This is a genomic window from Streptomyces sp. CB09001 (assembly GCF_003369795.1).
In the GTDB taxonomy this organism is placed as follows: domain Bacteria; phylum Actinomycetota; class Actinomycetes; order Streptomycetales; family Streptomycetaceae; genus Streptomyces.
Map to the genome: position 1 here is coordinate 1771696 of NZ_CP026730.1, position 13657 is coordinate 1785352.

14 protein-coding genes and 1 other RNA gene are annotated in these 13657 nt (G+C 74.8%); 10 read left to right on the forward strand and 5 right to left on the reverse strand.

Translation table 11 applies throughout. From position 1 onward, the window contains the following. Nucleotides 1-263: 263 nt before the first annotated feature. Nucleotides 264-666: RNase P RNA component class A (gene rnpB, locus C4J65_RS08315), an RNA gene on the reverse strand. A 223-nt stretch (nt 667-889) separates the two neighbouring features. Between rnpB and C4J65_RS08320 the strand changes: the two genes are divergently transcribed. The 4 genes from C4J65_RS08320 (at nt 890) to eda (ending at nt 3832) form a co-directional block, all read left to right on the forward strand. Then, complete coding sequence (locus C4J65_RS08320; RefSeq protein WP_115741825.1) at nt 890-1651, forward strand: MerR family transcriptional regulator; 762 nt, start codon at nt 890-892, stop codon at nt 1649-1651. After that, nucleotides 1648-2274, forward strand: coding sequence for a hypothetical protein (locus tag C4J65_RS08325; protein ID WP_115741826.1), 627 nt, complete (start codon nt 1648-1650; stop codon nt 2272-2274). The genes C4J65_RS08320 and C4J65_RS08325 overlap by 4 nt, the downstream gene beginning before the upstream one ends. 39 nt (nt 2275-2313) lie before the next feature. Then, nucleotides 2314-3096, forward strand: coding sequence for a peroxide stress protein YaaA (yaaA, locus tag C4J65_RS08330; protein WP_115741827.1), 783 nt, complete (start codon nt 2314-2316; stop codon nt 3094-3096). Nucleotides 3097-3169: 73 nt separating this feature from the next. Then, on the forward strand, nt 3170-3832 hold the full coding sequence (gene eda / locus C4J65_RS08335; RefSeq protein WP_115741828.1) for a bifunctional 4-hydroxy-2-oxoglutarate aldolase/2-dehydro-3-deoxy-phosphogluconate aldolase: 663 nt from the start codon (nt 3170-3172) through the stop codon (nt 3830-3832). On the opposite strand, the gene C4J65_RS08340 is transcribed toward eda, so the two are convergent. The 3 genes from C4J65_RS08340 to C4J65_RS08350 are packed head-to-tail and all read right to left on the reverse strand — an operon-like array spanning nt 3807 to nt 6911. Further along, a complete protein-coding gene (locus tag C4J65_RS08340) occupies nt 3807-5291 on the reverse strand; it encodes a bifunctional RNase H/acid phosphatase (RefSeq protein WP_115741829.1) in 1485 nt (494 codons plus the stop codon). The genes eda and C4J65_RS08340 overlap by 26 nt on opposite strands. Nucleotides 5292-5301: 10 nt before the next feature. Continuing rightward, nucleotides 5302-6045: a C4-type zinc ribbon domain-containing protein gene (locus C4J65_RS08345; protein WP_162833551.1), complete on the reverse strand. Its 744-nt coding sequence runs from the start codon at nt 6043-6045 to the stop codon at nt 5302-5304. Beyond that, nucleotides 6042-6911 carry a Nif3-like dinuclear metal center hexameric protein gene (locus C4J65_RS08350; protein ID WP_115741831.1) on the reverse strand — a complete coding sequence of 290 codons (870 nt, stop codon included), beginning with the start codon at nt 6909-6911 and terminating at the stop codon, nt 6042-6044. Before C4J65_RS08350 ends, C4J65_RS08345 begins: the two co-directional genes overlap by 4 nt. A 232-nt stretch (nt 6912-7143) precedes the next feature. Between C4J65_RS08350 and C4J65_RS08355 the strand changes: the two genes are divergently transcribed. Together C4J65_RS08355 and C4J65_RS36300 are read left to right on the forward strand one after the other, a co-directional pair. After that, nucleotides 7144-8424 carry a hypothetical protein gene (locus C4J65_RS08355; RefSeq protein ID WP_115741832.1) on the forward strand — a complete coding sequence of 427 codons (1281 nt, stop codon included), beginning with the start codon at nt 7144-7146 and terminating at the stop codon, nt 8422-8424. Nucleotides 8425-8521: 97 nt separating this feature from the next. Further along, the gene (locus tag C4J65_RS36300) at nt 8522-8689 is read left to right on the forward strand and encodes a hypothetical protein (protein WP_115741833.1); all 168 of its coding nucleotides are present in this window, start codon (nt 8522-8524) and stop codon (nt 8687-8689) included. A gap of 123 nt (nt 8690-8812) precedes the next feature. Here C4J65_RS36300 and C4J65_RS08365 read toward each other — a convergent pair whose 3' ends face one another. Beyond that, complete coding sequence (locus tag C4J65_RS08365) at nt 8813-9697, reverse strand: MaoC/PaaZ C-terminal domain-containing protein (protein WP_115741834.1); 885 nt, start codon at nt 9695-9697, stop codon at nt 8813-8815. Nucleotides 9698-9904: 207 nt separating this feature from the next. Here C4J65_RS08365 and C4J65_RS08370 point away from each other — a divergent pair, with 207 nt between their 5' ends. The 4 genes from C4J65_RS08370 to C4J65_RS08385 all read left to right on the forward strand — a co-directional run bounded on the left by C4J65_RS08370 (nt 9905) and on the right by C4J65_RS08385 (nt 13514). Next, a complete protein-coding gene (locus C4J65_RS08370) occupies nt 9905-10831 on the forward strand; it encodes an ABC transporter ATP-binding protein (RefSeq protein WP_115741835.1) in 927 nt (308 codons plus the stop codon). Further along, complete coding sequence (locus C4J65_RS08375) at nt 10828-11544, forward strand: ABC transporter permease (RefSeq protein ID WP_115741836.1); 717 nt, start codon at nt 10828-10830, stop codon at nt 11542-11544. The genes C4J65_RS08370 and C4J65_RS08375 overlap by 4 nt, the downstream gene beginning before the upstream one ends. Nucleotides 11545-11581: 37 nt before the next feature. Further along, nucleotides 11582-12796 (forward strand): sensor histidine kinase, encoded by a 1215-nt coding sequence (locus tag C4J65_RS08380; protein ID WP_115741837.1) that lies wholly within the window; start codon nt 11582-11584, stop codon nt 12794-12796. An 85-nt stretch (nt 12797-12881) separates the two neighbouring features. Continuing rightward, nucleotides 12882-13514, forward strand: a complete 633-nt coding sequence (locus tag C4J65_RS08385; protein ID WP_115746351.1) for a response regulator transcription factor — start codon at nt 12882-12884, stop codon at nt 13512-13514. Nucleotides 13515-13657 lie beyond the last annotated feature (143 nt).

A 13657-nucleotide genomic window follows, 5' to 3' on the forward strand; every position in this document is an offset into this window, starting at 1 on the left:
GCACGCCGAGGCGGCTTCCCGGTACCGCGCCGACGGATTCCCGGTGGGCCTTTCGGACCAGGGCCGTTGCACAACCGCTCGACCATCGGACTCTGCCGGTCAGCCACCGTCAAACGTTGCGGGAGCCTTGTCGGAACGGGTGGTCAAACACTCCAGGGCCCCCACGGCCGCCGCGGTCACCGTACCCGCGGGGTCGGCGTTGCGCGGGTACCCGAGCGTCCGCATAGGCCGTGGGTGCAACCTGGCAAAGCCGGGGATGGCGGCAGACGAGTCGGGCTGTACGCCGGGTTCTGTTCCGACGGGGCCTCGCGGTCCCGTCGGTGACGGCCATCCATCTAGGACCGGCGTTGCCACCGGCCTCCAGCGGTCTACCCGCGGACTCGGGCGGGCAGCCCTCGATCGTCCGCGCAGAAGCACCGGGGTGCTTCCTTCTTGACCTTGCTCCGGGTGGGGTTTACCTAGCTGCCCAGGTCGCCCTGGGCACTGGTGGTCTCTTACACCACCGTTTCACCCTTACCGGGGGCCGAGGCCTCCGGCGGTCTGTTTTCTGTGGCACTGTCCCGCGGGTCACCCCGGGTGGCCGTTAGCCATCACCCTGCCCTGTGGAGCCCGGACGTTCCTCGGGAAGTCCCGTGAAGGACTCCACGCGGCCGCCCGCCCGGCTCGTCTGCCGTGTGGACCATGGTACCCGGCGGGCCTCCCGCCCCGGACCGTCGGCCGCCGTCGCGAGGACCGGGCCGGCCAGGATCAGGGTGAAGGCGACGCCTGGAAACAGCGGGCGCGAAGGTGCCGTCAGGGATCACATGGTCTGCCAGGAGCGCCGTCGCTGTCCGGAAGGCGAACCCGTCGCGCTTGACCCTGTCGCAACGTCAACGTTTCTACTGGGGCCATGCGGATCGGAGAACTCGCCGACGCCGTCGGCGTCACCACGCGGACGGTGCGGCACTACCACCATCAGGGCCTGCTGCCCGAGCCGGAGCGGCTGGCCAACGGGTACCGGACGTACACCCTGCGGCACGTCGTCGTACTGGCCCGGATCAGGCGGCTGACCGAGCTGGGACTCGGGCTCGCGGAGGTGCGGGACGTGCTGGCTGACGACGCCGGGAAGGATCTCGCCGAGGTGCTGGAGGAGCTGGACGCGGATCTCGCGCGGCAGGAGGCGGCGATCCGGGACCGCCGGGCGCGGTTGCGGGCGCTGCTGGAGGCGGAGGGCGGGGTGCCGGCCGAGGGGCCGGTGTCGCCGGAGCTGGCGGGGCTGTTCGCCGGGATGGGGGACGTGTCCGGTTCGCCGATGGCGCTGCGGGACCGGGAGATGCTGGCGTTCATGGAGGGCGCGGTGGGACCGGAGGAGCGGGAGGGGATGCTGACCACGCTGCGCGGTGCGTTCGAGTCGCCGGAGGCGGTGGCACGCGCCCACCAGGCGTACGCCCTGCTGGACGAGCTGGCGGACGCCGGAGCCGACGATCCCCGGGTGGCCGGGGCCGCGCGGGCGCTCGCCGACTGCATCCCGGCGGAGCTGCTGCCCGCGGAGGGCGTCGATCTCGATTCCGACCACGGCGTCCTGCGCGCCATGTACGCCGACTTCGCGCCGGGGCAGGCGGAGGCGGTGCGGCAGGCGCTCGCCATCGTGTCGCAGGAGCGGCGGTCATGACGGGCCCGGGTCCTGGCCCCTCCCTCGTCGCGCTCCCGCACCTCCTGATCCGGCACGAGCTGCGGCTGCTGGCCAGCCTGTGGCTGTGGGCGGTCCGGCGGACCCACGGCGCGGTGGCCGGCGGGACCGTCTTCGGGTACGCGCGGGGGCAGGGCGCGATGATGTCCGGGTTCGCGTTCGTGTGTGCCGTCGAGTCCGTGATGATGTCGGTGCTGCTGCGGGACTGGCCCACGGTGCACCACGTGGTGCTGGTCCTGGACGTGTACACGGTCGTGATCGTGGTCGGACTGCACGCCGCCTCCGTGGTCCGCCCGCACGTCCTGGACCCGGCCGCCGGCACGCTGCGGATCCGCCGTGCCGTCCACGTCGACGTACGGATACCGCTGGAGCGGATCGCCTCCGTCCGGCGCGAGCTGCGCACGACGCACGAGCCTGCCGACGGGGAACTCGCCCTCGCCGTGGGGTCCCAGACCTCCGTCACCGTCGAGCTCGCCGAGCCCGTCACCCACGTCTCCTTCTTCGGGCGCCGGCGCGAGGTGCGCGTGGTGCGGTGTCACGCCGACGATCCCGGGGCGCTGGTACGGGCCGTCGAGCGGGCGCGGGCGGGGGACGCCGTACCCTGACCGGGGGCTGGGGAGCCGGCTCGATGCGAAGGAGTACGTGTGCTTGTCCTGCTGCCGCCGTCCGAGGGGAAGGCCGCGTCCGGCCGGGGTGCCCCGCTGAAGACCGGGTCGCTGTCCCTGCCGGGGCTCACCGCGGCCCGGGAGGCCGTCCTCGGCGAGCTGGTGGAGCTGTGCGCGGGCGACGCGGAGAAGGCGCGCGAGGTGCTCGGGCTGAGCGAGGGGCTGCGCGGCGAGGTCGCCAAGAACGTGGAGCTGCTGACGGCGGGTGCGCGTCCGGCCGGGGAGATCTACACCGGTGTGCTGTACGACGCGCTGGACCTGGCCTCGCTGGACGCCGCCGCCAAGCGGCGGGCGGCCAGGTCGCTGCTGGTGTTCTCGGGACTGTGGGGTGCCGTGCGGGTGACCGACCGGATCCCGTCCTACCGGTGCTCGATGGGCGTGAGGCTGCCCGGTCTCGGGGCGCTGGGCGCGCACTGGCGGGCGCCGATGGCCGAGGTGCTGCCGGAGGCGGCCGGGGGCGGGCTGGTGCTCGACCTGCGGTCGGCGGCGTACGCGGCGGCGTGGAAGCCGACGGGCGAGGTCGCCCCGCGGACGGCGACCGTGCGGGTGCTGCACGCGCCGACCCGGAAGGTGGTCAGCCACTTCAACAAGGCGACCAAGGGGCGCATCGTACGGAGTCTGCTGGCGTCCGGGACCGCGCCCGAGGGCCCGGCGGAGCTGGTGGAGGCGCTGCGGGACCTGGGGTACGAGGTGGAGGCGGAGGCGCCCGCGAGGGCCGGGCGGCCGTGGTCGCTGGACGTACTCGTGCACGAGGTCCACTGAACCGTCGCCCACAGTCGTTGCGTCTGCTGCAACGATGATTGCAGGGAGTGCGTTTCGGCGGCACGATGAGGGCATGAGTTCTCCGCTGCCCTCCTCCCCCGCCGCCGCCTCGGTGCTGGATCTCGCGCCCGTCGTGCCCGTCGTGGTCGTCGACGACCTCGCCGACGCCGTGCCGCTCGCCAAGGCGCTCGTCGCCGGCGGGCTGCCCGCGATCGAGGTGACGCTGCGGACGCCGGTCGCCCTCGACGCGATCCGGGCGATCGCCGCCGAGGTGCCCGGCGCGGTGGTCGGGGCGGGCACGGTCGTCACGGCGGGGCAGGTCGCGGAGGTGGTGGCGGCCGGAGCACGGTTCCTGGTCAGCCCGGGGTGGACGGACGCGCTGCTGGAGGCGATGCGGACGTCCGGGGTGCCGTTCCTGCCGGGGGTGTCGACCACGTCCGAGGTGGTGGCGCTGCTGGAGCGCGGGGTGCGGGAGATGAAGTTCTTCCCGGCCGAGGCCGCGGGCGGCACCGCCTATCTCAAGGCGCTCGCCGCGCCGTTGCCCCAGGCGCGCTTCTGCCCGACCGGCGGCATCACCCCGGCCTCCGCGCCGAAGTACCTGGCGCTGCCCAACGTCGGCTGCGTCGGGGGCAGTTGGATGCTGCCCAAGGACGCGGTGAGCGGCCGGGACTGGGGGCGCGTGGCGGCGCTGGCCCGCGAGGCGGCCGGACTCAGCGCAGGTGGGACGTCTCGTTGAACAGGCGCACGCTGGCGCCGCCGTCCGCGTAGTACGCCACCGCCGACAGCGACGCCGCCGACAGTTCCATCCGGAACAGCGACTCGGGCGGGGCGCCCAGGGCGAGGCGCACGAACGTCTTGATCGGCGTGACGTGGGAGACCAGCAGCACCGTGCGGCCCGCATACGCCGCGACGAGCCTGTCGCGGGTGGCGGCGATCCGGGCGCCGGTGGCCGCGAAACTCTCGCCGCCGCCGGTCGGTTCCGCGTCCGGGGAGGCCAGCCAGGCGTCCAGGTCCGCGGGGTGGCGCTCGCGCACCTCGCCGAAGGTGAGTCCCTCCCACGCGCCGAAGTCGGTCTCGCGCAGCCCCTCCTCGACCGTCACCTCCAGACCCAGGCGGGCGGCGACGATGCCGGCGGTCTCCCGGGTGCGGGCCAGGGGCGAGGCGACGATCGCCTCGATCGTGCCGCGCCGGGCCAGGCTCTCGGCGACCCGCTCGGCCTGCTCGCGGCCGACGGGCGACAGGGCCGGATCGCTGCCGCCGCTCCCGGAGAACCGCTTCTGCGGGGTGAGCGGCGTCTCCCCGTGCCGCAGGAGGACGAAGGTGGCTGGGGCACCCATGTCGGGCGCTCCCCAGCCGGGCGAGGCCACGGTCTTCGCCGCCCGCACGTCGGCCGCCGCCGAGGCCTCGGCGGCACGGGACACCGCGCTCGCGCCCCCGGCCCGGGCCGCCCGCGCGACCCGCTCACCCGCGGCCGCAGGCTCATCGCCGGCGGCGGCCTCCCCACGGCCACCGTCTTCGGTACCGGCAGGCGCGACGATCGCCCCGCCCCCACGGCGGGCCCCTGCCGCACGACCGGTGCCGGCGGCCCGCCCCGGCACGACTGACTCCGACCCGGCCCCGGCCGCCCGCGCCAGACGCTCACCCGCGGCCGCAGGCGCATCGCCGGCGGCGGCCTGCGTCCCGGTGCCGGGACCGGCGGTGCGGCCGTCCGCGGCGGCCGCGTCCAGCTCCGCCGTCGACTCGGACGGCGACCAGCGTTCGCCGCGGGCGCCCGCGTCCATCGCCTCGTTGGCCAGGCGGTCGGCGTGCTTGTTCTGCGCGCGGGGGATCCACTCGTAGGTCACGCGGCCGGGCGGGAAGACGCGGGCCGCCTCCGCCGCCAGCGGCTTCATGTCGGGGTGCTTGATCTTCCAGCGCCCCGACATCTGCTCGACGACGAGTTTGGAGTCCATGCGGACGTGCACGGTGGCGTCCGGGTCCAGTGCCGCGGCCGCGCGCAGGCCGGCCAGCAGACCCCGGTACTCGGCCACGTTGTTCGTGACGACGCCGAGGTACTCGGCGGCCTCCACCAGGGCCTCTCCCGTCGCCGGGTCGAGGACCACCGCGCCGTAGCCCGCGGGCCCCGGGTTGCCCCGCGACCCGCCGTCGGCCTCGACGACGAACTCCCGCGCGGAACGCGGCGCCTGGTCAGCCACCGGACCGCCCCTACAGCCCGGAGTCGGCCGTACGCACCAGGATGCGGCGGCAGTTCTCGCAGCGTACGACCGTGTCGGGCGCCGAGGAGCGGATCTCGCTCAGCTCGGTGATGGCCAGCTCCTGGCGGCACCCCTGGCAGCTGCGCTGGTACAGCTTGGCCGCGCCGACGCCGCCCTGCTGCTCGCGCAGCTTGTCGTAGAGCTTCAGCAGGTCCTCGGGGACGGAGCCCGCGATGACCTCGCGCTCCTTGGTCACCGAGGACACCTCGCCGTCCAGCTCCTCGACGGCCGCGTCCCGGCGCGCGGTGGCGTCGTCGATCTTGCCCTGGACCGCGCCGACCCGCTCGGTCAGCTCGGCGACCCGCTCCTGCGCGGACTCGCGGCGCTCCATCACCTCCAGGACGACGTCCTCGAGGTCGCCCTGGCGCTTGGCGAGGGAGGCGATCTCGCGCTGGAGGTTCTCCAGGTCCTTCGGGGAGGTGACGGCGCCGGAGTCCAGGCGCTGCTGGTCGCGGCCGGCGCGCTGGCGCACCTGGTCGACGTCCTGCTCGGCCTTCGTCTGCTCGCGGGCGCAGTCGCTCTCCTCGGTCTGCGCGGCCACGAGCAGGTCGCGCAGCTGGGTGTGGTCCTTGGTCAGCGACTCGATCTCGGCGTGCTCGGGCAGGGACCGGCGCTTGTGCGCGAGCTGCTGGAGCCGCGTGTCGAGGCCCTGGACGTCGAGGAGTCGGATCTGGTCGGCGGGCGCGGCTTTCAGTTGGGGGCTCCCATTGCGCTAGAGGTCGGGGCGGACGCCACGTGGGCGGTCCAGGGGTCGGTGACCGTCTTCGAGACGTGGACCCTGAGGTCCCAGCCGTTGCGGTCGGAGATCTCGTCGAGCTGGGCGGCGCCCAGCTCGCACCAGGGCCACTCGGTGGCCCAGTGCGCCGCGTCGAGCAGCGCGAGGGGACGACGGGCCGCGCGGTCCGCGGAGAACTCGGAGGCGGGGTGGTGGCGCAGGTCCGCGGTGAGGAAGGCGTCGACACCGGCCGCCCGCACGTGGTCGAAGAGGCTGTCGCCGGAGCCGCCGCTGACGGCGACGGTGCGCACGGTCGCCTCCGGGTCGCCGGCGACGCGGATGCCCTGCGCCGTGGCGGGCAGCCGCTCGGCGGCGCGGGCGGCCAGCTCGCGGACGGTCAGGGGGTGCGTCAGCTCGCACACCCGGCCCAGGCCCCGGCGCCCCTCGGGGTCGCCCGGGTCCGGTACCAGGGGCCCTACGACGTTCAGGTCGAGGGCACCGGCCAGCGCGTCGGAGACGCCCGGGTCGGCGGTGTCGGCATTGGTGTGGGCGACGTGCAGGGCGATGTCGTTCTTGATGAGCGTGTGCACCACGCGGCCCTTGAAGGTGGACGCCGCGACCGTCGTCGTCCCGCGCAGATACAGCGGGTGGTGGGTGACGAGCAGGTCGGCGCCGAGCTTCACGGCCTCGTCGACGGTCTCCTGGACGGGGTCCACCGCGAACAGGACGCGGGAGACGTCCTGGTCGGGCTCGCCCACGACGGTGCCGACCGCGTCCCAGGCCTCGGCCCGCTCGGCGGGCCACAGGTTGTCCAGCGCGGCGATGACTTCTGACAGACGGGGCACGCGTGCAAGGCTACCTGGAGGTTCTGCGCCGTTGTACCCGCGGACACCCTCCCCGCCGCCCTCCCCGCCGCCCTCCCCGCCCGCGGCTCCGACCGGCCGGTCCGGCGCAGCACACACCGTGCCCTTCCCTCAGGCGAATCGTTCCTGTGACACACGTATGTGTGATGAGGGCCGCTCCGGTCCCCCGCCCGTGCGTACGAAAACTAGCTTCGTCGCCGGAGGTGACCGAACGATGACGGCCTGTGCGATCGAGCCCTCGGCGGACCCCGGTAACAGTGGGGCCCCGCGGGCGGGCTGCAGCATCACCGCGGCGGGTGCCTACGGCGCGCGTCTCGCCCGGAGCGGGCAGGACGGCGACTCCTGGTACCCGGAGCGCTGGACCCTGGACGGCCCCGAGCCGTACGCGGTGCCGCTGCCGGGCAACCAGCCCGAGGAGGCGGGCACCGAGGTGCAGCCGATGGGCGACGGGCGGGTCCTGGTCCATCGCGTCGCCGCCGGCCGGCACGTCTTCGCGCTGCTGTACCCGACCGGGCCCGGCACCGGCGAGCTGCCGCTCGGCGCGGTCGAGAACCCGCCGGACGGCGCCGGGCTGCGGTTGCTGCCGCCGGCCCCGGGCGGCGAGCGGGCGTACGCCCTCGCGGCCGGTCCGCGTTCGACGGTGCTCTGGGAGGTGGCGGGCGGCGCCTTCGGCCCGGAGCGGGTGGTGGAGATCCCCGGCCGCTGCTCGGGCGGGGTCTGGCTGGACCGCGCCGGCCGGATGCTGGCGGTGGACCGGGAGACCGGCGGGCGCACCAAGGCGGTCGTGCTGGACCTGGAGCGGGGCGGCGAGGTCTCGCCGCTGCTGCAGATCGCCGCCGACAGCGACGACCGGCTCCTGCTGGCCGACCCCGACAGCGGGCTGGTGCTGATCGGCTCGGACGCCCCCTCGCCGGGGCGGGAGCGGCTCGGCTGGGGTGTCCTCGGCAGCACGCTGCCGGTGCGCTTCCCGGAGTGCCTGCGCATGCCGGACTGCGTCGTGACGCCGTTCGCGATCCAGCCGGGGCAGGTGCTGACCCCGGAACGCTGCGCGGTGGCCCTGCGGGTGGACGGCGCGTTCGGCAGCTGGGTCGGAGTGTGGCGGCCCGCCGAACGGCAGGTGCGGCATCTCCCCGCGCCCGAGGGCTGGTTGACGGGCGCCGGGCTGTGGACCCCGGACGGGGAACTGCGGCTGCCCTGCTCCACACCGCAGTCGCCGTGCGGCGTGGCCCGGCTGGCCGTACCCGACGCGGGGGACACGGGAACCAGGGCGACCGTGGAGGACCCCGAGGGCCCCGAGGGCCCTGAGGACGCGGAGGACGCGGAGGACGCGGAGGACGCGGAGGACGCGGAGGGCCCGGGGAATGCGGAGGAATCGGCTCCGGACGAGTCCGGCGGCCCCGGCGGGACGGACCCGTCGACGCGCGCTTCCACACCCGCTCGGCCTTGCCCCGTACCCCTGCAACAGGCCCCGCTGGCACGGCTTGTAACGAAGTAGTGCCGGTTGGCGTGGCCGCCTGGATTCGGACCGAGGTGTGCCGGTTAAACTCGCCCGGTTGTAGGAAAGATCATGTTGACGGGGTGAATTCCTTCCGATGAACGACGCCAGCACGACCCAGCCGATGCAGGCCGCCGGTGCCGACGTTTCCGAGACCGACACCGGCCACGGCAAGCACCGTGGACCGTTCTCCAGCCAGGAGGGCGTGGCGACTCCACAGGGCCGCCACCGCAAGCCGGCCGAGGAGTCCGAGACGGCCGCCTGACGGCCCGCGCAGGACAAGCACGGGCACAGCCAAAGCCAGAGGCACAGGCACACACGAAAGCAAGCGGCTCCGGCCCCGTTCGTCGCATCCGGCGGACGGGGCCTTGTCGTCATCCGGTTGCCGTCACCCGTACCGGACGACCGTGTCGGCGAGGACGGGCACGTCGTCACGCTCCACGGCGCTCACCGCCACCCGAACCTCCCCCGTCCCGGCACCGCCGGTCCCGGCGGTCCGCCACATCCGCACCCGCAGCGTCTCCCCCGGGTACACCACTCCGGCGAACCGCGTGCGGTAGTCGCGCACCCGGGTCACGTCGCCGTCCAGCAGCGTGTCGACGACCGCCTTGAGCGTGGCGCCGTAGGTGCACAGGCCGTGCAGCACGGGCCGTTCGAAGCCGGCCCGCGCCGCGAACTCCGGGTCGGCGTGCAGGGGGTTCCAGTCGCCGGAGAGCCGGTAGAGCAGCGCCTGGTCCTCGCGCAGGGCCCGTTCGACGACCTGGTCCGGCGGGTGGTCGGCGGGCGGTGGCGAGGGGCGTCCGGACGGGCCCCGGTCGCCGCCCCAGCCGCCTTCCCCGCGTACGAAGACCTCGGCCTCGTCGGTCCACAGCGGCCCGTCCGCGTCGGTGACCTCGGTGCGCAGTACGAGGACGGCCGCCGTTCCCTTGTCGTGCACGGCGACGACGCGTGAGGCCGCGCTCGCCCGGCCCCGCACCGGGACGGGCCGGTGCAGGCGCAGCTGCTGCCCGCCGTGCAGGACGCGGGCGAGGTCGACGTCGACGCCGGGCGCGGACAGGGTGCCGATCACCCCGGGGGCGCCGCCGCCGGCCACCGTCGCGAAGCTCGGCAGGACGTGCAGCCGGGACTCCAGGGTGTAGCGCAGCTCGCGCGGGTCGGTGGCGGGCCGTCCGGCGCCGATGCCCAGGTGGTAGAGCTGGACGTCCTTGTGGTCCCAGGCGATCTCACGGACCCGGGGTGCGGCGGCGAGCGCCCCGGCTGCGTCGATGGGCATGGCCCTCCTGCTCCTCCCGGGCACGACGGCCCGGGCACTAGGACCCGGGTACGACCACCCGGGTACGACCACCCGGTCGCGCCGACGATCACGGACAGCCCGACCGTACGGGACGGCGGGACGACGGTCACCCATGACATTTGTCATCAGCAACTCCGGACAACCGCATCTGCCGCCCGTCCGGGCCGGCTCCGTAGCGTCACCGGTATGAGACCGACAGAGGGCACCACCCCCGCCGTAGCCTTCACGGGCGCGGCCAAGGCCTACGGCGACGTCCGCGCCGTCGACGGCGTGGACCTGCGCATCGAGGGCGGCGAGACGGTCGCGCTGCTCGGCCGCAACGGAGCGGGCAAGTCGACGACGATCGCACTGCTGCTCGGGCTGTGCCCGCCGGACGCGGGCACCGTGGAGCTGTTCGGCGGGTCTCCGGAGCACGCCGTGCGCGCCGGCCGGGTGGGCGCCATGCTCCAGGAGGCGCGGGCGGTGCCCCGGGTCACCGTGGGCGAGCTGGTCGCCTTCGTCGCCGGCCGCTACCCGGCGCCGATGCCGGTCGGGCAGGTCCTGGAGCTGGCCGGGATCGAGCGGTTGGCCGGGCGGCGCGTGGACCGGCTGTCCGGCGGGCAGACCCAGCGGGTGCGGTTCGCGCTCGCCCTGGCCGGCCGCCCCGACCTGCTGGTCCTGGACGAACCGACGGCGGCCCTGGACGTGGAGGCCCGGCACGCCTTCTGGCAGTCGATGCGGGCGTACGCCCGGCGCGGCAGCACGGTCCTGTTCTCCACCCACTACCTGGAGGAGGCCGAGGCGCACGCCGACCGGATCCTGGTCGTCGACCGGGGCCGGATCGTCGCGGACGGCACCGGTGACGAGCTGCGCCGGGCGGCGGGCGGCAGCCGCGTCTCCTTCGACCTGGCCGGGCGGGCCACCGAGGACCTGACGCTGCTGCCCGGGGTCCGCTCGCTGGAGGTCCGCGGGGACCGCGCGCTGCTGCGCACCGAGGACTCCGACGCGACCGTGATCGCCCTCGCGCGGCTCGGCGCGATACGCGGCCTGGAGGTCGCCCCCGCGTCCCTGGACGACGCGTTCCTGGCCCTGACGACGGCGGCACCGGTGCCGGAGAAGGAGAGTGTGCGATGAGGGACTACCTGATCCTGGAAACGCGCCGCACCCTGCGCGACCCCGGCTTCGTCGTCGGCGGGGTCGCCATGCCGGTGCTGATGTACCTGCTGTTCACCAACCTCGGGGGCGACGCGGGCGAGTGGAAGACGGGCGCGATGGTCGGCATGGCCGCGTACGGCGCGGTCGGCTCCGCCCTCAACACCGGCGGCGGGGTCGCCGAGGACCGTGCCATCGGCTGGCTGCGGCAGTTGCGGGTGACTCCGATGCGTCCGCACCAGGTGGTCGTGGGCCGCGCCCTGACCGCCTCGGTCACCGTACTGCCCGCGATCACGGCCGTGCTCGCCGCGGGCGGTCTGCTCAACGGTGTGCGGCTGGACGCCTGGCAGTGGGCGGCGCTGGCGCTGCTGCTGTGGCTCGGGTCGGTGCCGTTCACGCTGCTGGGGCTCGGCAACGGCTACCGGCTGACCGGGCAGACCACGGGCGTGGCGAACATGGTGGCCAACCTGGGTCTGGCGGTGCTCGGCGGGCTGTGGTTCCCGCTGGTGCTGTTCCCGGAGTGGCTGCGCACGGTGTCGGCGTACACCCCGACCAACCGCTTCGCGCAGCTGGGCACCTCGGTCGCCACGGGCCACGCGCCTCCCGCGGGTGCCATTCTCGTCCTGACGGGGTGGCTGCTGGCCTTCGGCGCGTACGCCGTCCTGTCCTACCGCCGCGGCGCGGCGAACGGTTGAGCGCCCCCGGCGCACGAGTGGAAGGGAGCCGACACCCATGACCGGGACCCGAGGGCGCCTGCGCAGGATGTCGTACCGTCTGGACGCGTGGCAGCTGGCACGGCAGTCCGATCCGGGCGAGGCGGGCGAGCGGTCGGAGCGGATGGGGCCGCCGCCCTCCGGTTTCACGCTGTTGCCGTGGCTGCTGATGGGCTTGGGCAGCCTGGCGAACATCTTCCAGGGGAACAGCTCGAACCCCTGGGTCGGTGGCCTCGGTCTCTTCGTCTTCAACTCGCTCTACATCTACGTGGCCTTCCGCTCCTTCGACAAGGAGTTGCGCGAGTCGCCGTCCACGCGGCTGGCGCTGGCCGCCATGGCGCTGGTGACCTGTGGTCTGGCGCTGGCCTACGGGGGCAGTTGGCTGCTCTTCTTCCCGCTGCTCGGCCTGGCCGCGGGGGCGGCGCTGCGCGGTCGGTGGCTGGGCCGGTGGGGCTGGTCGCTCGCGGTGGTGGCCGGTGCGGTGGCGGGCGTCAAGGACGGCTGGACGGGCCTGAACATCGCCTACGGGACCTTCCTGTCGACGATGGTGACGGCCGCGATCCTGAGCCTGTCCGACGCCGTACGGCAGTTGCGGGCCGCCCGGGAGGAACTGGCCACGCGGGCAGTGGCGGAGGAGCGGCTGCGGTTCTCGCGGGACCTGCACGACCTGCTGGGACACACGCTGTCGGTGATCGTGGTCAAGTCGGAGGCCGCCCGCCGGCTGGCGCCCCGCGACCTGGACGCGGCGCTGACCCAGATCACGGACATCGAGTCGGTCGGCCGCCAGGCGCTGACCGAGGTCCGCGAGGCGGTCACCGGCTACCGGGAGGGCAGCCTCGGCACCGAGCTGGACCGGGCGCGCTCCGCGCTGAGCGCGGCGGACGTGGCCCCGGTGGTGCGCCGCTCCGGCCCACCGCTGCCCCCGCAGGCGGAGGCGCTGCTGGGGTGGGTGGTGCGGGAGGCGGTCACCAACGTCGTACGGCACAGCGGGGCGAGCCGGTGCGAGATCGCGGTCGCGGGCAGCGCGGACCGGGTCCGGCTGACGGTCACGGACAACGGCACGGGCGCCGCCCCCTCCACCCAGGGGCCGGGCACCGGTCTGACCGGGCTCAGGGAACGCCTCGCCACGGCGGGCGGGTCGCTGACGGCGGGGGTGGACCCGCGGGGCGGGTTCTCGGTGACGGCGGAGCTGCCGGTTTTGGCGGAGGGGAAACCGGTGGGCGCACCGGCGTAGCACGCGTGCCGGGCGAGCCCTCGACTCTCCGGTGCGCCTGCCCTCCGACGCCTGCTCCTCGGCGCCTGCCCTCTACCCTTTCCCCGTGACCGACGAGACGCCCCGCGCCCACCCCGTTCGCGTCCTCCTCGCCGAGGACCAGGGCATGATGCGGGGCGCGCTCGCGCTGCTGCTCGGGATGGAGGACGACATCGAGGTCGTCGCGCAGGTGGCGGCCGGGGACGAGATCGTCGCCGCCGCGCTCACGCACCGCCCCGACGTCGCCCTCCTCGACATCGAACTGCCGGGCCTGAGCGGCCTGGACGCCGCCGCCGAGCTGCGGGAGCGGATGCCCGGCTGCCGGGTGCTGATCCTGACCACGTTCGGCCGCCCCGGGTACCTCCGGCGGGCCATGGAGGCGGGCGCCGCCGGTTTCCTGGTCAAGGACGGCCCGGTGGAGGAGCTGGCCGGGGCGATCCGCCGGGTGCTGGACGGCGAGACGGTGGTCGACCCGGCGCTCGCCGCCGCCGCGCTCAGCGCCGGTCCGAGCCCGCTCACCGCGCGGGAGTGCGACGTCCTGCGGGCGTCGGCGGACGGCGCGACGGTCGCCGACATCGCCGCGGCCCTGCACCTGTCCGAGTCCACGGTCCGCAACTACCTCTCCGCCGCCATCGGCAAGACCGCCACCCGCAACCGCACGGAGGCGCTCCGCGCGGCGCGGGGACAGGGGTGGCTCTGACCGCCCCCGGTGCGGCTTGTCGGCCCCGGGCCAGTTCGTCGGCCGCGGCCGGGGCCGTTCGTCGGGGAACGGGGATGACGCAAGCTGCTCGCGCCCCCGCGGCGGAGCCGCGCATGGACACCGCCCCGCGCCCTTTTGGGGCG

Bases quoted from the DNA above. Each gene is read 5' to 3' on its own strand.
- C4J65_RS08320 (WP_115741825.1), top strand. From the start codon at position 890: ATGCGGATCGGAGAACTCGCCGACGCCGTCGGCGTCACCACGCGGACG.
- C4J65_RS08325 (WP_115741826.1), top strand. From the start codon at position 1,648: ATGACGGGCCCGGGTCCTGGCCCCTCCCTCGTCGCGCTCCCGCACCTC.
- eda (WP_115741828.1), top strand. From the start codon at position 3,170: ATGAGTTCTCCGCTGCCCTCCTCCCCCGCCGCCGCCTCGGTGCTGGAT.
- C4J65_RS08355 (WP_115741832.1), top strand. From the start codon at position 7,144: ATGACGGCCTGTGCGATCGAGCCCTCGGCGGACCCCGGTAACAGTGGG.
- C4J65_RS36300 (WP_115741833.1), top strand. From the start codon at position 8,522: ATGAACGACGCCAGCACGACCCAGCCGATGCAGGCCGCCGGTGCCGAC.
- C4J65_RS08365 (WP_115741834.1), bottom strand. From the start codon at position 9,697: ATGCCCATCGACGCAGCCGGGGCGCTCGCCGCCGCACCCCGGGTCCGT.
- C4J65_RS08370 (WP_115741835.1), top strand. From the start codon at position 9,905: ATGAGACCGACAGAGGGCACCACCCCCGCCGTAGCCTTCACGGGCGCG.
- C4J65_RS08375 (WP_115741836.1), top strand. From the start codon at position 10,828: ATGAGGGACTACCTGATCCTGGAAACGCGCCGCACCCTGCGCGACCCC.
- C4J65_RS08380 (WP_115741837.1), top strand. From the start codon at position 11,582: ATGACCGGGACCCGAGGGCGCCTGCGCAGGATGTCGTACCGTCTGGAC.